Origin of the sequence: Pseudomonas sp. HMSC065H01, from assembly GCF_001815235.1 — a bacterium.
GTDB lineage: Bacteria > Pseudomonadota > Gammaproteobacteria > Pseudomonadales > Pseudomonadaceae > Pseudomonas > Pseudomonas aeruginosa.
On sequence record NZ_KV819906.1, the window covers coordinates 108446 to 125007 of the forward strand.

A 16562-nucleotide genomic window follows, 5' to 3' on the forward strand; every position below is an offset into this window, starting at 1 on the left:
TGCGTCAAGCCCGACAAGGCCAACGCCAGCGCGCTGGCGCTCCTGCCTCGCGATTCCACGCACCGGCTCGACCGGCTGTGGAAGCTGGTGCGGGACACCTGCCCGCTGCCGCTTCTCGATCCATGGCGCGAACCCGTGCTGGAACTGCTGCAGGCGAAGTCGATGCTGACGCGCCTGCCGTTCGCCCTCGGGGCTCTGGAAGGCCATCGGCTCGCCATCGACGTGCCGACGCTGACCCAGGTGCTGGGCGGCCTGATCCGCAGCGGCGCGCTCGTCGCCGGCACGCCCGCCAGCCGCATCCCCTCGGCACAACCGCTCGAAGCGGTGGCTTGAGGCTCCTTCACCGGACATGCACGCGCGCATGTCCGCATCCCTTCATCTTCAATGCCAGGAGATTCCCATGGCCCTCATGTTCCCGCGGCTCGCCCGCAACTTCGTCAAGAACGGGTACTTCCCCACGGATGAACCCACGCTCGAAAGAGCACTCGCAGCGCTGGCGCCCGCCGAATCCTCGAACGGGCCGCTGTGCATCATCGATCCCTGCGCCGGCGAAGGCGTGGCGATCGCCGAAGCCGCGCACGCCCTCGGGCGCGAGCAGGTCCAGGCCTTTGCCGTCGAGTACGAGGCCGAGCGTGCACGCCATGCCCGGCAACTGGTCGATCGCTGCATCCACGGCGACCTGATGGACACGCTGATCAGCCGGCAGAGCTTCGGCCTGCTGTGGCTCAACCCGCCGTATGGCGACCTGACCAAGGACGCCAACGGCAACGTCGGCTACCAGGGCCAGGGCCGCGCCAGGCTGGAAAAGCTGTTCTACCAGAAGGCGCTGCCGCTGCTGCAATACAGCGGCGTGCTGATCTACATCGTGCCGCACTACGTGCTCGATGCCGAGCTGGTCGGATGGCTGACCCGGCACTTCGCCGATCTGCGCATCTACCGCGCGGTGGAAGCACAGTTCAAGCAGGTGGTGATCTTTGGCCGCCGTGTTCGTCAGCGCGACCAGGCATCGGATTCGGTCAAAGCCACGCGCGCGCTGCTGTTGCAGATCGGGCAAGGCGACGCCGAAGCGGAGGAACTGCCAGTCGAATGGCCGTTCCTGCCTTACACGGTGCCTGCCAGCCCGGCCGAGCCGGAGCACTTCTACCGCGTGACGATGGAACCCGAGCAGTTCGCCGAGGAAGTCGGCCGGCTGCAAGGGCTCTGGCCGACGCTCGATACGCACCTGGGCGCCGCGCAGCAATCGCTGCGGCCTCCGGCGCGGGCCTTGTCGCACTGGCATCTTGCCTTGGCGCTTGCTGCTGGCGCGATCTCCGGCGTGGTGAAGTCCAAGACGGGCCGCGTGCTCGTCGTCAAGGGCGACACCCACAAGGAGAAGACGCTGCAGACGGAATACACCGAACGCGACGACGGCTCCGTGGCCGAGACGCGCATCCTGACCGACAAGTTTGTGCCGGTCATCCGTGCCTGGGACATGACCCCAGGCTCGCCGACCTGCGGCGAGGTGTTGACCATCCGCTGATCGCTGTTCCCTGACGGTTCGCCGTCGATCTGTTCTTCCACTGCGGCTTCGCGCCGTTCTTCTCTTCCCACCCCGGGGCATGCCATCGCCCCCGCAGGGGGAGGTGCATGCCCCATCTTCTTTGGAGCATCACCATGTCCCTCGATACCGACGTTGTTCCCGCCGCCGATGGCACGCCCGTCCAGGGCGACCTGCTCGAAGCGGCCGCTTCTCCCTTGGCCTTGAGCCTTCAGGATTTCGTCGCCGAGTTCGGCGACGAGCTACTGGATTCGCTCAACCGCGCCAATCCACCCGTCTACACCGGCCAAGCCCGGCCGCATCGCCAGCTCGTGCTGGCCAGTCTCAAGCGCAAGCTGTTCCAGGCGCAGGCCGAAGTGGTGCATGCCGTCACCGAACTGCTGGCCGATCGTAGCGAACGCGCCGCGATCGTCAATGGCGAGATGGGCTGCGGCAAGACCACCGTCGGCATCGCCACGGCCGCCGTGCTGCACGCCGAAGGCTACCGCCGCACCCTGGTGCTGTCGCCGCCCCACCTGGTCTACAAGTGGCGCCGCGAAATCCAGGAGACGGTGGCCGGTGCCAAGGTCTGGGTGCTCAACGGCCCGGACACGCTGGTCAAGCTCATCAAGCTGCGCGAGCAGTTGGGCATGCAGGCGCGTGGCCAGGAGTTCTTCGTGCTCGGGCGCGTGCGGATGCGCATGGGTTTCCACTGGAAGCCCGTGTTCAACGTGCGGCACACGAAGCACGGCGAAGTCGGCGCATGCCCGGACTGCGGCCAGGTCATCACCAACCTCGACGGCGAGCCGATCAACCCGGTCGAACTCGAAGCCGAGGACTACCGCCGCCGGTGCAGCCATTGCGCCGCACCGCTGTGGACGCTGATGCGACCGCGGAGCCTTTCCGCCAACGACCAGTCCACGGCCGTCTTCAAAGCCTTGCAGCGCATCCCGACCATCGGGGAAGTCACCGCGCAGAAGCTGATGCGCAAGTTCGGCGACTCCTTCCTGGCGTCGATGCTCGGCGACAACATCCACGAGTTCATCAACCTCATGGATGGCAACGGCGAGCTGGTCTTCTCGGATCGTCAGGCGCACCGCATGGAGCGGGCGATGGCGAACATGGAGTTCGGCTTCGGCGAGGGCGGCTACCAGCCGTCCGAGTTCATCAAGCGCTACCTGCCGCAAGGCGCGTTCGACCTGCTCATCGCCGACGAGGCGCACGAGTACAAGAACGGCGGCAGTGCCCAGGGCCAGGCCATGGGCGTGCTCGCAGCGAAGGCGCGCAAGACCTTGCTGCTCACCGGCACGCTGATGGGCGGCTACGGCGACGACCTGTTCCACCTGCTGTTCCGAGCCCTGCCGGGGCGAATGATCGAAGACGGCTACCGCCTGACCAAGAGCGGCAGCATGACCTCGGCCGCGATGGCGTTCATGCGCGATCACGGTGTCCTCAAGGACATCTATTCCGAGAGCACCGGCACGGCGCACAAGACGGCCAAGGGCAACAAGGTCTCGGTGCGCACGGTCAAGGCGCCGGGCTTCGGCCCGAAAGGCGTACTGCGTTGCGTGCTGCCGTTCACGGTCTTCCTCAAGTTGAAGGACATCGGCGGCAATGTGCTGCCGCCCTACGACGAGGAGTTCCGCGAGGTGGCGATGGACACGGTGCAGGCCGCGGCCTATCGCGATCTCTCGGGTCGGCTGACCACAGCGCTGAAACAGGCGCTGGCGAAGCGCGACACGACGCTGCTCGGTGTGGTCCTCAACGTGCTGCTGGCCTGGCCGGATTGCTGCTTCCGGTCGGAGACGGTGGTGCACCCGCGCACGCGCCAGACCTTGGCCTTCGTTCCGGCTCAGTTCAACGAGCTGGAGGTGATACCCAAGGAGCGCGAGCTGATCGAGATCTGCAAGCAGGAGAAGGCTGCGGGTCGCAAGACGCTGGTCTATTCGGTCTACACCGGCACGCGCGACACCACGTCGCGTTTGAAGGTGCTGCTGGAGCAGGAAGGCTTCAAGGTGGCGGTGCTGCGCGCGAGCGTGGATGCCTCCCGCCGCGAGGACTGGATCGCCGAGCAGTTGGACCGCGGCATCGACGTGCTGGTCACGAACCCGGAGTTGGTCAAGACGGGTCTCGACCTGTTGGAGTTTCCAACGATCGTGTTCATGCAGTCGGGCTACAACGTCTACAGCCTGCAGCAGGCGGCCCGGCGCTCATGGCGCATCGGCCAGAAGCAGCCGGTTCGCGTGATCTACCTCGGCTACGCGGCTTCCTCGCAGATGACCTGCCTGGGGCTGATGGCACGGAAGATCATGGTCTCGCAGAGCACGTCGGGAGACGTGCCCGAATCGGGATTGGACGTGCTGAACCAGGACGGTGATTCCGTCGAGGTGGCACTGGCCCGGCAGCTCATCGCGGCCTGATCCACCCACCCATGCCGGCGGCCCATCGGGTCGCCGGCTTCTTTTTTTGCCGCGCCATGAATCGGGCGCATGCCAGTTCCCTTTGTTTGCTGCCCGAAAGCTCTGCGGCGGCGATGGTGAGGGCTCCGTGTTCCAGGGAACTGCACCATGCAATCACTCACCTGCGTCGCCCATCGCCTGGTTGTGCCCGCCTTGCTCACCGGCTGCGTGCTCATCACCGGCTGCGCCTCCACGGGCGTGGCGAATGCCCCGACGGCCACCGCCATGCCACCGGAGCCGGTCTTGTCGGCCAGGGTCATCTACCCGGAACCCGAGCCGACCCTGATCCCGGTCGCCCGCTACGGGCGCTACACGCTGGTCGAGCTGGTGCCGGAACCCGCGCAGCGCGACCTGACGCGACAGGTGATTGAGGTTTCGATTCCGCCGACCTTCGATGCGAACGTCGGCGATGCCCTGCGGCACGTGCTGCTGCGCACCGGCTACCGGCTCTGCGACACGACGGAGGCCGCGGCGCTGTACGCGCTGCCGCTGCCGGCGGCGCATCTGCGGCTCGGGCCGCTGTCGCTGCGCGATGCCTTGCTGGCACTCGCCGGCCCGGCCTGGGAGCTGTCCGTCGATGACGCAGCGCGCGCGGTGTGCTTCACGCGCGTGACGGCAGCGCGCTCCGCTGGCCGCGTCGCCGCCGTCCCCGCACCCGGCACGACGGAAGCCGAACCCGCGCAACCCCAGGAGGCCCAGCCATGAACATCCCGCAACTTCCCGCCGAAGGCGCCGACCGCGCGCGCTGGCTGAAGATCGCAGCGGCCGCCTGCCTGCTGCTCGTGAGCGTGCTGGCCGTGGTCAACAGCGTGGGCCTGTCGCGCCTGGCCGAGCAAAGCCAGGCCAGTGCCCAGGATGCCCACGTGCAGGCGCTCAACACGCGCGTCGCGGAACTCGAACAGCAGTCCGCAACCTCGAAGAACCAGCCCAAGCCCGTCGCCCAACCGGACTTCGAGGCCGCCCGCAAGGCGCTCGACGAACGGCTGTCGCAAGTGGAGCAGGCCCAAGCCGCGGACAGCCGTGCCGGCGACCTGCAGGCGCTGCAGGCCCGCGTGGGCGACATCGAGGCCCGCCTGAAGAAAGCCGCTGCGCCTGCCGCGTCGCCCCGGCGCATCGCCGAGGCGGTCAAGCCCAAGGCGCCGGAGCCGCCGTTCAGCGTCGCAGGCCTGGAACTGCGCGGCGGCGAGCGCTTCCTGTCGATCGCGGGGCCGGGCGTGGCCGCCGTGCGCGAATTGCGACTGCTGCGCGAAGGCGATGCCATCGGCGCCTGGCAATTGCAAGTCATCGAGGCGCACGCCGCCGTGTTCCGCGTGGACGGCCAGACGCAGCGCATCGCGCTGCCGTAGGAGCCGGCCATGAAACCAGCCGCGATCGGTCTTGCCGCCATCCTCACCGTCGTCGCGGGTGCTGCCTCGGCGCAGTCGGCGCCGGTTGCGTCCTCGCGCACGGTTCCCGCCCAGGTTCAGAACAGCATCGACGCCATGCTGGACGAGCGCCTAGCGCGCGATTGGGGTCTGCGGCTGGAGGAATGGGCGCGCTACCGGCAACTGATGCAGGGGCCGCTGGGCGTCTATTCCCCGAACCTCGATCCGCTCACGGCCCTGGGCATCGAGGCGCGCAGCGACGAGGAACGCAACCGCTATGCGGAGCTGCATGTGCAGGCGGAATCGAAGCGCGTGGGCAAGACGCTGGCCTACCAGCGGGCCTACGACGCCGCCTGGAAGCGGCTCTATCCGGGCCAGCAGCGTGTGGACATGCCGGGCGCGAAGGCGCCGGGCGCCGGCAACCGGGGTTCGGGCCGGCTGGCGGTTTTCGTGAAGGCCGAGTGTCCGCCGTGCGAGCAGCGCGCGCGCCAGTTGCAGGCGGCCGGCACAGCCTTCGATCTCTACATGGTCGGCAGCCGCCAGGACGATGCCCGCATCCGCCAGTGGGCGACCCAGGCCGGCATCGACGCCGGCCGCGTGCGCGCGCGCACCATCACGCTCAATCACGACGCCGGGCGCTGGCTGTCGCTCGGCCTGCCCGGCGATCTGCCCGCCGTGGTGCGCGAGGTCAATGGCCAATGGCAGCGGCAGTAGCGCTCCGTGCCAGCAGTGTCGCACTGGCCCTCGGGCTCTGCGCCTGTGCGAGCTTCGCCCTGGCCCAAGAAGTGCCGCCTCCCGCCTATCAGCTTGCCGCGCAGCAGGCGGGCGTGCCGTCGCCGGTGCTGTATGCGGTCGCGCTGCAGGAGAGCGGCGCCCGGTTGCGCGGTCGCCTGATCCCCTGGCCGTGGACGCTCAACGTCGCCGGGCGGGCCGAACGCTACGCCACGCGGGTCGATGCCTGCGCAGGCATCCGCCGGGCGCTCGCCCGGGCGCCGGCCAACCGCATCGACGCCGGCCTCGGCCAGGTCAACCTCGGCTACCACGCGCAGCGTTACGACCACCCCTGCGACCTGCTCGACCCGTACCGCAACCTCGCCATCGCCGCGGAAATCCTGCAGGAGCAGCACATGCCGGGCGAGGACTGGCTGGTCGCCATCGGCCGCTACCACCGTCCTGCGGGTGGCGCGCCCGCCGCCCGCTACCGCCGCAACGTCCACCAGCACCTGACCCGCGTGCTGGGGCCGGGCGCCTCCATTCCCTCAGCCCGGAGCCCCATGCCATGAATCGCATCCTCCTTGCCGCCGCCGCGGCGATGTTCGCCGCCGTGGCCCACGCGCAGGACCGCAGCGCCGCAAACAAGGCCGTCTCCCCGCCGCTGATCGTGGTCGAAGACAAGGGCGGCGCCTCCGCGCTGCCGTACTACCGGGCCTTGAACCCGCAGGATGCGCAGCCAGGTCAACCGACGATGCCGCAGCCGGCGCCGCGCATCGGTGGCCCTGCGGACGCTGAGGCGGCCATGCTGCCGGTGCGCTCGGCGCGGCTGTCGCCCGGCGACGAGCCGCGCCGCGTGATCCGCGCGCCGGGCCTGACGCCGCAGTTCTTGGTCGGTGACGACGACCGCTCGCGCGCCTGGCTCAAGCAGCGGCGCGTGGAGCTGCAGGCACAGCGCGCCGTGGGCCTGGTGGTCAATGTCGCGACGCCCGAGGCACTGGCCGCGCTGCGCCGCCTCGCGCCGGGTCTGGTGCTGTCCCCGGCCTCGGGCGACGACCTGGCACACCGCCTGGGCATCAAGCACTACCCGGTGCTGATCACCGCCACCGGCATCGAGCCCTGACGCGGTAGAGCCAGGTGAAGCGCCCACCATGGCCCACTCCCAAGCCGTCGAAGTCTTGCTGCGGCCAGCGGTGGAGCTTTACACCGTCGCGGTCTGTGCGGGCGCCGCGCTTCTGTGCCTGGTGGCCCCGTGGTCGCTCGCGCTGAGCCCCTTGCTCGGCCTGGGTAGCGCGCTGGCCTTCCTGACCTTCGGTGCGATCCGCTTCCGGGACGCCTGGGCGATCCTGCGCTACCGGCGCAACATCCGGCGCCTGCCGCGCTACGTGATGACCAGCCGCGACGTGCCGGTCAGCCAGCAGCGGCTGTTCGTCGGCCGGGGTTTCCGCTGGGACCAGCGCCACACGCACCGGCTGATGCAGACCTACCGGCCGGAGTTCCGCCGCTATGTCGAACCGACGGCGATCTACCGGGCGGCCCGGTACTTCGAGGAGCGCCTGGAGTTCGCGCCGTACCCGCTGTCCAAGCTCGCCAAGGCCCTGGCCTGGGACAGCCCGCTCAACCCGGCGCGGCCTCTGCCGCCGGTGGGCGGCCTGCCGCGCCTGCACGGCATCGAGCCGCACGAGGTTGACGTCACCCTGCCTTTGGCCGAGCGCGTCGGCCATTCGCTGGTGCTGGGCACCACCCGCGTCGGCAAGACCCGCTTGGCCGAACTGTTCATCACCCAGGACATCCGCCGCAAGGTGGGCGGCCAGCACGAGGTCGTGATCGTCTTCGACCCCAAGGGCGACACCGATCTGCTCAAGCGCATGTACGTGGAAGCCAAACGCGCCGGGCGCGAAGGCGAGTTCTACGTCTTCCATTTGGGCTGGCCGGACATCAGCGCCCGCTACAACGCCGTGGGGCGGTTCGGGCGCATCAGCGAAGTTGCCACGCGCATCGCGGGCCAGCTCTCCGGTGAAGGCAATTCGGCCGCCTTCAGGGAGTTCGCGTGGAGGTTTGTCAACATCATCGCCCGTGCTCTGGTCGAGCTGGGGCAGCGGCCCGACTACCTGCTGATCCAGCGCCACGTCATCAACATCGATGCGCTGTTCATCGAGTACGCCCAGCACTACTTCGCCAGGAGCGAGCCGAAAGCCTGGGAGGTCATCGTCCAGCTCGAAGCCAAGCTGAACGACAAGAACATCCCGCGCAACATGATCGGGCGGGAGAAGCGCGTCGTCGCGCTGGAGCAGTACCTGTCGCAGGTGCGCATCTACGACCCGGTGCTCGACGGCCTGCGCAGCGCGGTGCGCTACGACCGGACGTACTTCGACAAGATCGTCGCATCGCTCCTGCCGCTGCTGGAGAAGCTGACCACCGGCAAGATCGCGCAGTTGCTGGCGCCGAACTACTCGGACCTGGGCGACCCGCGGCCGATCTTCGACTGGATGCAGATCATCAGGAAGCGGGCCGTGGTCTATGTCGGGCTCGATGCGCTGTCGGATGCCGAAGTGGCGGCCGCTGTCGGCAACTCGATGTTCTCCGATCTCGTCTCCGTCGCCGGCCACATCTACAAGTTCGGCATCGACGATGGTCTGCCGGGCGCGTCGGCCGGCATGAAGGTGCCAATCAACGTGCACGCGGATGAGTTCAACGAACTGATGGGCGACGAGTTCATCCCGATGGTCAACAAGGGCGGCGGCGCCGGGGTGCAGGTCACGGCCTATACGCAGACCATGAGCGACATTGAGGCCCGCATCGGCAGTCGCGCCAAGGCCGGCCAGGTCATCGGGAACTTCAACAACCTGTTCATGCTGCGCGTGCGCGAAACCATCACGGCCGAGCTGCTGACACGCCAACTTCCCCAGGTGGAGGTCTACACCACCTCCCTGGTCAGCGGCGCCACCGACAGTTCCGATCCTTCCGGCAACACCGCTTTCACCTCCAACACCCAGGATCGCGTCACCAGTACCAGCGTGCCGCTGATCGAGCCGGCGCACGTCGTCGGCCTGCCCAAGGGGCAGTGCTTCGCGCTGATCGAGGGCGGCCACCTGTGGAAGGTACGCATGCCCTTGCCGGCGCCCGACCCCGACGAGGCCATGCCGAAGGATCTGCAGGAGCTGGCCGGCTACATGCGGCAGCACTACGTCGAGGCCGGCGACTGGTGGGACGGCAAGGGCATTCCCGGCCTGCAGGATCAGGCGCTGCCCGACGATCTGCTGGCGGACTTCAAGCAGATGGCGAGCGTGGATGAAGGGGCCGCGGCATGAGCGACCCCGCCGTCGCCGTCCAGCGCCAGCAGGTCCGCCAGCAGGGCCTGATCGCGGGGCTGGTCACGCTGCCGTTCCGGCTGTTCGGCGTGCTGTGCGGCTCGCTGATGCTGTGCATCGTGATCGAGTGCGTCGGCATGCACTTCTTCTGGCCCGAGCAGGGCTGGCGCCATGCGCAGGGCATGCTGAACTACGAGCTGTCGCAGGTCTCGGAGCATTTCACGCGCAGCGTGCTGGTGCAGGAGCCGGGGCGCAGTGCGCGGCAGCTCGTCGAGTGGGCCTACCAAGGACTGTTCGTGAAGACCGGGCTGCTGGACTGGATACGCGATGCCGCCTCGCAATCCCGTGCCGGCACCCGCAGCCAGGTGCAGGACTTCCGCTACTACCTTGGACAGGTCTACGTGCATGTGGAGAGCTACCTGATCGCCTCGGCCTACACCGTGTTGGTGTTCCTCGTGCGGCTGCTGGTGCTGATCCTGATCCTGCCGCTGTTCGTGATGGCTGCTTTCGTCGGCCTGGTCGATGGGCTGGTGCGCAGGGACGTGCGCGGCTTCGGCGCCGGGCGCGAATCGGGCTTCGTCTACCACCGGGCCAGGGCGAGCCTGATGCCGCTGGCGGTGCTGCCCTGGGTCACGTACCTCGCGCTGCCGGTCAGCGTGCATCCGCTGCTGATCCTGCTGCCCAGCGCGGCGCTGCTGGGCGTTGCCGTGGCCATCTCCGCGGCCACCTTCAAGAAGTACCTGTAGGCGCGTCGTTCCTTGCGCTGCCGGAAAGCGGTGGCGGGCCGGTTCCGATTGATTGCGGCGCCGGAAGACCGGGCGTTCGAGCATGAGCCATTCGCATCCCCGGAGAACGGCTCGATGGAAACCTTCCGCAGTCCTGCGCATGTCCGGCGCCACGCCATCGCCGCGCTATTGGCCGCGCTCCTGCTCGCCGCTGCGGGGCTTCAGCCGGCCGTCGCCGCCGATGCAGCCGACAACGCCGCAGAGCGCGAGATGCTCGCCGCGGTGACGCGCCAGCTCGAACTGCTGGATCGCCTGGCCGAACGCGGAGCGGCCACCGCGCCGCAGGAACGGTCCCGCTACCACTTCGACTACGCCCGGCTGCGCGCCGACCTGCAACGCATGCGCGCAGGCGTGCGGGACTACCTCGTTCCCCAGCGCGCGCAGCCGCGCGATCCCGTGCCGCTGGCCGGCGACTACACGCGCAGCGGCACGGCCCCCGACAAGGAGGCGCCGTCGCCATGACGCCGTCCGCCGATCAGGTCGCCGCCTTTCAGGCCAACGGCGGGTTCGCGCCCGCAGCCGTCTCCACCGTCGTGCTCGGTTTCGTCTTCGCCGTCCTGCTGCTGTGGGGCGTGTGGGCGATGCGCACCGCCTATGTCGGCTGGGCCGAGCACCACCTGACCCAACGCCAGTTCCTCGGCGTCATCGTGCGCTTCGTCGCGATGTACCTGGTGCTGGGCTTCTTCCTCCTGTCCTGACCACCATGAAAGGGTGTATCGCCATGAACGCTTCGCTGATTCCTCGTCGCCCCGCTGCGCGCATCGCAGCCATGCTTGCCTCGCTGGGCCTCGCTGTCACGCCGCTTGTCTCGCTGGCGGCCCTGCCCACCTTGGAAGACCCGTCGCGCGGCACCGGCAGCGGCATCATGCAGACGCTGCAGAACTACGGCTACGACATCGTGCTGCTGATCGCGCTGCTCGTGGTCGCCTCGATGTTCGTCGGCGTCTGCTACCACGCCTACACGCGCTACGCGGAGATCCACACCGGCCGCGCCACCTGGGGCCAGTTCGGCCTGACGGTGGCGGTCGGCGCGATCCTCTTGGTCGTCGGCATCTGGCTGCTGACCAAGGCCACCGGCGTGCTGTAAGGGCCGGCAACCATGGCCAGCGCCCTGGAGAGCCCGCGCGACGGGCTCGTGACCTTTATGCCGCATCGCCTGAACCGCCATCCGGTGGTCGTGCGCGGGCTCACGGCCGACGAGCTGTGGGTCTGCGCCGGCTTGTCGGGCGCGGTCGGGTTCGTGGCCGGCGTGCCGCTGGCCTGGCTGACCCACAGCATTGCGATGGTGCCCACGCTGGTCGTTGCCGGCATCGGCATCGGCGTCTTCGTGGGCGGCGGTCTGTTGCGGAGGTGGAAGCGCGGCCGGCCTGACACCTGGCTGTACCGCCAGCTTCAGTGGCGGCTCGCGCTGCGCTACCCCGCGCTGGCGGCCCACGCGGGCGGTGGGCAACTCATCACCCGCTCGGGCTGGTGGTCCACGCGGCGCCTGCGGCCCAACCCGTCCCTGCGTCGAGATAGACCATGAGCCGATTCAAGAACGAGGTCGCGCACCTGCAGGCGCATGTGAAGGCCTTGCGCCTGGCCGGCGCCGCGCTGTTCGTGGTGGCGCTGCTGCTCGGCTTCGGCTGGTGGAGCGCACCCAAGAGCCTGACCATCCACGTGCCGCCCGACCTGCGCTCGGGCAGCACCCGCAAGTGGTGGGACGTGCCGCCGGAAAGCGTCTACGCCTTCACCTTCTACATCTGGCAGCAGGCGCAACGCTGGCCGACTAACGGCGAGCAGGACTACCCGCGCAACCTGCATGGGCTGTCGGCCTACTTCACACCGAGCTGCCGGGCTTTCCTGCAACAGGACTACGAGTTCCGGCGCAGCAACGGCGAGTTGCGCCAGCGCGTGCGCGGCATCTACGAGATTCCCGGCCGCGGCTACGGCGACGATCCCGCCGCGCGCGTGCGCACCGTGTCGGCGAACGACTGGATCGTCACGCTGGACGTGAGCGCCGACGAGTACCTGGGCGCCGAGCAGGTCAAGCGCGCACTCGTGCGCTACGCGCTGAAGGTCGTGCGCATCGACATCGATCCCGAGCGCAATCCCTTCGGCCTCGTTCTGGACTGCTATGCACGTGCGCCCGAGCGCATCGAAACCCCGCCGCCCCCGGCGCCAGCCGGCAAGCCCGCCAGCCCCGGTGCCAATCTGCAGGGAGACACCCCATGAAGCGCTGCTTCCTTCCGGCCCTGGCCGGCGTCCTGTTGTGCCTGGGTTTCGTGCCCGCGGGCAATGCCATCGAAATCCTGCGCTGGGAGCGCCTGCCGCTGGCGGTGCCGCTCGTGGTCGGCCAGGAGCGCGTGGTCTTCATCGAGCGCAACGTGCGCATCGGCGTGCCGGCCGGCGTCGGCGAGCAGTTGCGCGTGCAGAGCGCCGGTGGCGCGATCTACCTGCGCGCCAGCGCGCCCATCCCGCCCACGCGGCTGCAACTACAGGACGTGGAATCCGGCGCGCTGATCCTGCTCGACATCGCCGCCGAGCCGGCCAAGGCGGGCCAGCCCGCGCTCGAACCCGTGCGCATCGTCGAGGGTGATGTGCCGGCCATCCGCTACAGCGAGCCGGCCAGCCCCTCGGCCACCGCGGACGACGATGCGCAGCGCCCGACACCAACCGCCCGCCGCGCAACGCCGGTGGCCGTGGTGTTGACGCGCTACGCGGCGCAAAACCTGTACGCGCCGCTGCGCACCGTGGAGCCCATGGCCGGCATCGGCCGCGTCAACCTGCGCCGCAACCTCGCGCTGGACACCTTGCTGCCCACGCTGCCGGTGCGCGCGCAGGCGCTGGCCGCGTGGCGGCTCGAAGACCAGTGGGTGACGGCCGTGAAGCTCACCAACACCTCCGGGCGCTGGCTCGACCTCGATCCGCGTGCGCTGCAGGGCGACTTCCTCGCCGCGACCTTTCAGCATCCGACCCTGGGGCCGGCCGGCCGCGCAGCCGACACCACCGTGGTCTATCTCGTCACCCGTGGCCACGGCCTGGCCGAGTCGCTGCTGCCCAAGGTGGCGCCGATCGACGCGACGGTGAACCTGCCGCCGGCGGCGGCCGCCGGCCAGGCCGAAGGAGGAGCGCGCGATGAAAAGTAACCCCCTCCTGAAGTGGCTGCTGATCCCGATGGCGCTGGTGCTGGTGTTCGTCGGCATCAAGCTCTTCTCGGGCGAGCGCAGCGCCAGGCCGGTACCTCCCGGCAGCGCCAACCCGCTCACGCCCGAAGAGATGAAGGCGCTGGGCATCGAGGGCGACACGCCGCGCGATACCGTCGCGACGTTGGTGGCCCAGGTCAAGCAGTTGCGCAACGAGCTGCAGACGGCGCTCAACGACAACAAGAACCAGAAGACCGAGAACGAACGCATGCGCGCGAGGGAAAGCGCGATCGACCAGCGCATCCAGTCCGCGCTCGACGGCGAACGCGGCCGCCTGCAGCAGGACCGCGAGCAGTTGGCCGGCGACCGCCAGCAGACCCAGGGCCTGCTGCAAGACCTGCAGCGGCGCCTGGACGGCCTCTCCGGCAAGAGCGGCCAGGCCGACCTGCCGGTGGGCCTCGGGCTGGAGCAAGGCGACGGCAAGAGCTTCGGCGGCAACCAGAGCGGCAGTGCGCGCAACACCAACGGCACGCGCTGGGTGGAGCCGGACGATGCGAAACCCTCAGCGAAGAACGGCAGCAGCGGCGGCTTGAATTTCCCGACCAGCTTCGGGCCGGCGCAGAAGACGCTTTCCGACACGGCCGACGGCGTGGCAAGCACCGTCGCGGATGCGGGCAGCCGCGCCGTGAGCGCCACGGGCAATTTCGCCAAGCCGGTCTACACGGTGCCGTCGAACTCGACGCTGATGGGCTCGATCGCGATGACGGCGCTGATCGGCCGCGTGCCGATCGACGGCACGGTCAATGATCCGTATCCCTTCAAGGTGCTGATCGGCCCGGACAACCTGACCGCCAACGGCATCGACATCCCCGACGTGGCCGGCGCGGTGGTCAGCGGCACGGCCTCGGGCGACTGGACGCTTTCCTGCGTGCGCGGCCAGATCCGCTCGGTCACGTTCGTCTTCAACGACGGCACGATCCGTACCGTGCCGGAGGACGGCAATCGGAATCGGAGCAGCGGCAATCAGGGCAACAGCGCGAACAGCACGACGCAGGGCGGCCTGGGCTGGATCAGCGACCCCTACGGCATCCCGTGCGTCTCGGGCGAGCGGCGCAGCAACGCGCAGCAGTACCTGGGTTCGCAGGCGCTGATCACCGCGGCCGGCGCCGGTGCGGCCTCGCTGATCAAGTCGGACAACGGCAGCGTGGCCGTGGTCGCCAACAGCAACGGCTCGCTCGGCACCGTCGGTATCAGCGGCAATGAGGCGATGGGCCGCATCCTGGCCGGCGGCGTGCGCGACATGGCCGATTGGGTCAACAAGCTCTACGGGCAGGCCTTCGCCGCGGTCTACGTGCGGCCCGGCGCCAAGGTCGCCGTGCATCTGGAGCAGCCGCTCAACATCGACTACGACGCCAAGGGGCGGCGGGTCAATCACCGCATCGGAGACGCCCATGCGTCGGATTTGGATTGAATCGGCCGCGGCCCTGTGCGCGGTCATGGTGCTGGGCGGCTGCGCGACCAGCAAGGACGAGCTGCTGCCGCACGGCGATCACACCATGCTCGACGTGTGGAACCAGGAGACGGGCGGCAGCGCCGGTAGCGGACAGGCGGCGCGGCAACTGCTCGACGCGCGCCAGGGCCTGCGCCGGCCGCTGACCGAGGCCGACGTGCAGGCGGCGCCCGCCGCCGCTGCCGCCTACACGGGCACCGCGGCCAACGAGATTTACCGCCAGTTCCACCGGCTGCCGAACCCGGACCTGGTGATGTACGTGTTCCCGCACCTAGCCGGCACCGACCCGGTGCCGGTGCCCGGCTACACCACCGTGTTCCCGCTCTACCAGCGCGTGCAGTACGCGATGCCCGGCGAGCGCCTGGAGGACTACTGATGGCCTGGTCGTTGCCCTGGGCACGCAAGGCCGCCACGCCTGCCGGCCCCGACCTGGATGCCGATGACGCCTGGGCGCAGCATGTCTCGACGCTGGCCGCGCACGGTATTCCCGAGCCCGGCAGCGCGGTGGGCGGCCAGCCGCGCCGGCCGGCCACCGAGGCGGACTTGCAGGCGCTCTACGGCGTGGCGCCGTCCTTCGCCGACCTGCTCCCCTGGGTGGAGTACCTGCCCGATTCCAAGAGCGTGCTGCTGGAGGACGGCCAGTCGGTGGCGGCCTTCTTCGAGCTGGCGCCGGTCGGCACCGAGGGCCGCGAGATGGCATGGCTGTGGCAGGCGCGCGATGCGTTGGAGAACGCGCTGCAGGACTCGTTCGACGAACTCGACGAGAACCCCTGGGTGGTGCAGCTCTACGCCCAGGACGAAGCAACCTGGGACAACTACCTGCGCGGGCTCACGAACTACGTGCGGCCGCGCGCTCAGGGCAGCGCCTTCACCGAGTTCTACCTGCGCTTCTTCGGGCATCACCTGCGTGCGATCGCCAAGCCCGGCGGCCTGTTCGAGGACACGACGGTGACGCGCCTGCCGTGGCGCGGCCAAGTGCGGCGAGTGCGCATGGTGGTCTACCGGCGCGCGAGTGCGTCTGGCGCGTCCCGGCGCGGCCAATCTCCCGAGCAGGCACTGACGACGATCTGCGACCGACTCGCAGGTGGCCTCGCCAACACGGGCGTGAAGGCCCGGCGCATGGAGGCGAGCGACATCCACGACTGGCTGCTGCGCTGGTTCAACCCGCACCCCACGATGCTTGGCCCCGCCGCCGCCGACCGCGAACGGTTCTACGCGCTGACCCGCTACCCCGAGGAAGCCGAGCAAGGCGAGATTGAGCTGGCCAGCGGCGACTTCGCGCAGCGCCTGTTCTTCGGCCAGCCGCGCTCGGACGTGGCGAACGGCACCTGGGTCTTCGACGGCATGCCGCACCGGGTCATCGTGATGGACCGCCTGCGCATGCCGCCCGCCACGGGCCACGTCACCGGCGAGACGCGCAAGGGCGGCGATGCGGTCAACGCGCTGTTCGACCAGATGCCCGAGGACACGGTGATGTGCCTGACGGTCGTCGCGACGCCGCAGGACGTGCTCGAAGCGCACCTGAACCACCTGAGCAAGAAGTCGGTCGGCGAGACGCTGGCCTCGGAGCAGACGCGCCGCGACGTGCAGGAAGCGCGCGGGCTGATCGGCAGCGCGCACAAGTTGTACCGCGGCGCGCTGGCCTTCTACCTGCGCGGGCGCGACCTCGTGCAGCTCGACGCCCGCGGCCTGCAACTGGTCAACGTCATGCTCAACGCCGGCCTGCAGCCGGTACGCGAGGAAGACGAAGTGGCGCCGCTCAACAGCTACCTGCGCTGGCT

At 69.2% G+C, this 16562-nt stretch carries 18 protein-coding genes and 1 pseudogene; all 19 read left to right on the plus strand.

Annotation, left to right across the window (positions count from 1 at the left end):
- Nucleotides 1-333: pseudogene (locus HMPREF3014_RS20640) on the plus strand (hypothetical protein); the annotation flags it as partial.
- Between the two features lie 67 nt (nt 334-400).
- On the plus strand, nt 401-1519 hold the full coding sequence (locus HMPREF3014_RS20645) for a DUF6094 domain-containing protein (RefSeq protein WP_031688401.1): 1119 nt from the start codon (nt 401-403) through the stop codon (nt 1517-1519).
- A 134-nt stretch (nt 1520-1653) separates the two neighbouring features.
- Complete coding sequence (locus HMPREF3014_RS20650) at nt 1654-3936, plus strand: DEAD/DEAH box helicase family protein (protein WP_034016789.1); 2283 nt, start codon at nt 1654-1656, stop codon at nt 3934-3936.
- A 147-nt stretch (nt 3937-4083) separates the two neighbouring features.
- Entirely contained in the window at nt 4084-4680 is a 597-nt protein-coding gene (locus HMPREF3014_RS20655; protein WP_006409216.1) for a PFGI-1 class ICE element type IV pilus protein PilL2, read from the plus strand.
- Nucleotides 4677-5321, plus strand: coding sequence for a hypothetical protein (locus tag HMPREF3014_RS20660; protein WP_006409203.1), 645 nt, complete (start codon nt 4677-4679; stop codon nt 5319-5321). The genes HMPREF3014_RS20655 and HMPREF3014_RS20660 overlap by 4 nt, the downstream gene beginning before the upstream one ends.
- Before the next feature lie 9 nt (nt 5322-5330).
- Nucleotides 5331-6053, plus strand: coding sequence for a TIGR03759 family integrating conjugative element protein (locus HMPREF3014_RS20665; protein WP_006409212.1), 723 nt, complete (start codon nt 5331-5333; stop codon nt 6051-6053).
- Nucleotides 6038-6622 (plus strand): lysozyme family protein, encoded by a 585-nt coding sequence (locus tag HMPREF3014_RS20670; RefSeq protein WP_006409211.1) that lies wholly within the window; start codon nt 6038-6040, stop codon nt 6620-6622. The genes HMPREF3014_RS20665 and HMPREF3014_RS20670 overlap by 16 nt, the downstream gene beginning before the upstream one ends.
- Nucleotides 6619-7173: an integrating conjugative element protein gene (locus HMPREF3014_RS20675; protein ID WP_006409204.1), complete on the plus strand. Its 555-nt coding sequence runs from the start codon at nt 6619-6621 to the stop codon at nt 7171-7173. The genes HMPREF3014_RS20670 and HMPREF3014_RS20675 overlap by 4 nt, the downstream gene beginning before the upstream one ends.
- Nucleotides 7174-7201: 28 nt before the next feature.
- A complete protein-coding gene (gene traD, locus HMPREF3014_RS20680; protein WP_006409209.1) occupies nt 7202-9361 on the plus strand; it encodes a type IV conjugative transfer system coupling protein TraD in 2160 nt (719 codons plus the stop codon).
- Nucleotides 9358-10107 (plus strand): TIGR03747 family integrating conjugative element membrane protein, encoded by a 750-nt coding sequence (locus tag HMPREF3014_RS20685; protein ID WP_006409210.1) that lies wholly within the window; start codon nt 9358-9360, stop codon nt 10105-10107. The genes traD and HMPREF3014_RS20685 overlap by 4 nt, the downstream gene beginning before the upstream one ends.
- A gap of 114 nt (nt 10108-10221) precedes the next feature.
- Nucleotides 10222-10608, plus strand: a complete 387-nt coding sequence (locus HMPREF3014_RS20690) for an integrative conjugative element protein, RAQPRD family (RefSeq protein WP_006409217.1) — start codon at nt 10222-10224, stop codon at nt 10606-10608.
- Nucleotides 10605-10844, plus strand: a complete 240-nt coding sequence (locus tag HMPREF3014_RS20695) for a TIGR03758 family integrating conjugative element protein (protein WP_006409219.1) — start codon at nt 10605-10607, stop codon at nt 10842-10844. The genes HMPREF3014_RS20690 and HMPREF3014_RS20695 overlap by 4 nt, the downstream gene beginning before the upstream one ends.
- 23 nt (nt 10845-10867) lie before the next feature.
- Nucleotides 10868-11233, plus strand: coding sequence for a TIGR03745 family integrating conjugative element membrane protein (locus tag HMPREF3014_RS20700; RefSeq protein WP_031688395.1), 366 nt, complete (start codon nt 10868-10870; stop codon nt 11231-11233).
- Nucleotides 11234-11245: 12 nt separating this feature from the next.
- Nucleotides 11246-11671 (plus strand): TIGR03750 family conjugal transfer protein, encoded by a 426-nt coding sequence (locus HMPREF3014_RS20705; RefSeq protein WP_006409213.1) that lies wholly within the window; start codon nt 11246-11248, stop codon nt 11669-11671.
- A complete protein-coding gene (locus tag HMPREF3014_RS20710; RefSeq protein ID WP_006409208.1) occupies nt 11668-12360 on the plus strand; it encodes a PFL_4703 family integrating conjugative element protein in 693 nt (230 codons plus the stop codon). The genes HMPREF3014_RS20705 and HMPREF3014_RS20710 overlap by 4 nt, the downstream gene beginning before the upstream one ends.
- Nucleotides 12357-13274, plus strand: a complete 918-nt coding sequence (locus HMPREF3014_RS20715; RefSeq protein WP_006409214.1) for a TIGR03749 family integrating conjugative element protein — start codon at nt 12357-12359, stop codon at nt 13272-13274. Before HMPREF3014_RS20710 ends, HMPREF3014_RS20715 begins: the two co-directional genes overlap by 4 nt.
- A complete protein-coding gene (locus HMPREF3014_RS20720) occupies nt 13264-14742 on the plus strand; it encodes a TIGR03752 family integrating conjugative element protein (RefSeq protein ID WP_006409207.1) in 1479 nt (492 codons plus the stop codon). Before HMPREF3014_RS20715 ends, HMPREF3014_RS20720 begins: the two co-directional genes overlap by 11 nt.
- The gene (locus tag HMPREF3014_RS20725; protein WP_006409218.1) at nt 14723-15157 is read left to right on the plus strand and encodes a TIGR03751 family conjugal transfer lipoprotein; all 435 of its coding nucleotides are present in this window, start codon (nt 14723-14725) and stop codon (nt 15155-15157) included. The genes HMPREF3014_RS20720 and HMPREF3014_RS20725 overlap by 20 nt, the downstream gene beginning before the upstream one ends.
- On the plus strand, nt 15157-16562 hold a 1406-nt coding region (locus HMPREF3014_RS20730), incomplete at its 3' end, for a conjugative transfer ATPase (protein WP_070753846.1). The genes HMPREF3014_RS20725 and HMPREF3014_RS20730, both read left to right, overlap by 1 nt.

What these genes read in the sequence shown, in the direction of transcription:
- HMPREF3014_RS20645 (WP_031688401.1), top strand. Translation starts at nt 401, where the DNA reads ATGGCCCTCATGTTCCCGCGGCTCGCCCGCAACTTCGTCAAGAACGGG.
- HMPREF3014_RS20650 (WP_034016789.1), top strand. Translation starts at nt 1,654, where the DNA reads ATGTCCCTCGATACCGACGTTGTTCCCGCCGCCGATGGCACGCCCGTC.
- HMPREF3014_RS20655 (WP_006409216.1), top strand. Translation starts at nt 4,084, where the DNA reads ATGCAATCACTCACCTGCGTCGCCCATCGCCTGGTTGTGCCCGCCTTG.
- HMPREF3014_RS20660 (WP_006409203.1), top strand. Translation starts at nt 4,677, where the DNA reads ATGAACATCCCGCAACTTCCCGCCGAAGGCGCCGACCGCGCGCGCTGG.
- HMPREF3014_RS20665 (WP_006409212.1), top strand. Translation starts at nt 5,331, where the DNA reads ATGAAACCAGCCGCGATCGGTCTTGCCGCCATCCTCACCGTCGTCGCG.
- HMPREF3014_RS20670 (WP_006409211.1), top strand. Translation starts at nt 6,038, where the DNA reads ATGGCAGCGGCAGTAGCGCTCCGTGCCAGCAGTGTCGCACTGGCCCTC.
- HMPREF3014_RS20675 (WP_006409204.1), top strand. Translation starts at nt 6,619, where the DNA reads ATGAATCGCATCCTCCTTGCCGCCGCCGCGGCGATGTTCGCCGCCGTG.
- traD (WP_006409209.1), top strand. Translation starts at nt 7,202, where the DNA reads ATGGCCCACTCCCAAGCCGTCGAAGTCTTGCTGCGGCCAGCGGTGGAG.
- HMPREF3014_RS20685 (WP_006409210.1), top strand. Translation starts at nt 9,358, where the DNA reads ATGAGCGACCCCGCCGTCGCCGTCCAGCGCCAGCAGGTCCGCCAGCAG.
- HMPREF3014_RS20690 (WP_006409217.1), top strand. Translation starts at nt 10,222, where the DNA reads ATGGAAACCTTCCGCAGTCCTGCGCATGTCCGGCGCCACGCCATCGCC.
- HMPREF3014_RS20695 (WP_006409219.1), top strand. Translation starts at nt 10,605, where the DNA reads ATGACGCCGTCCGCCGATCAGGTCGCCGCCTTTCAGGCCAACGGCGGG.
- HMPREF3014_RS20700 (WP_031688395.1), top strand. Translation starts at nt 10,868, where the DNA reads ATGAACGCTTCGCTGATTCCTCGTCGCCCCGCTGCGCGCATCGCAGCC.
- HMPREF3014_RS20705 (WP_006409213.1), top strand. Translation starts at nt 11,246, where the DNA reads ATGGCCAGCGCCCTGGAGAGCCCGCGCGACGGGCTCGTGACCTTTATG.
- HMPREF3014_RS20710 (WP_006409208.1), top strand. Translation starts at nt 11,668, where the DNA reads ATGAGCCGATTCAAGAACGAGGTCGCGCACCTGCAGGCGCATGTGAAG.
- HMPREF3014_RS20715 (WP_006409214.1), top strand. Translation starts at nt 12,357, where the DNA reads ATGAAGCGCTGCTTCCTTCCGGCCCTGGCCGGCGTCCTGTTGTGCCTG.
- HMPREF3014_RS20720 (WP_006409207.1), top strand. Translation starts at nt 13,264, where the DNA reads ATGAAAAGTAACCCCCTCCTGAAGTGGCTGCTGATCCCGATGGCGCTG.
- HMPREF3014_RS20725 (WP_006409218.1), top strand. Translation starts at nt 14,723, where the DNA reads ATGCGTCGGATTTGGATTGAATCGGCCGCGGCCCTGTGCGCGGTCATG.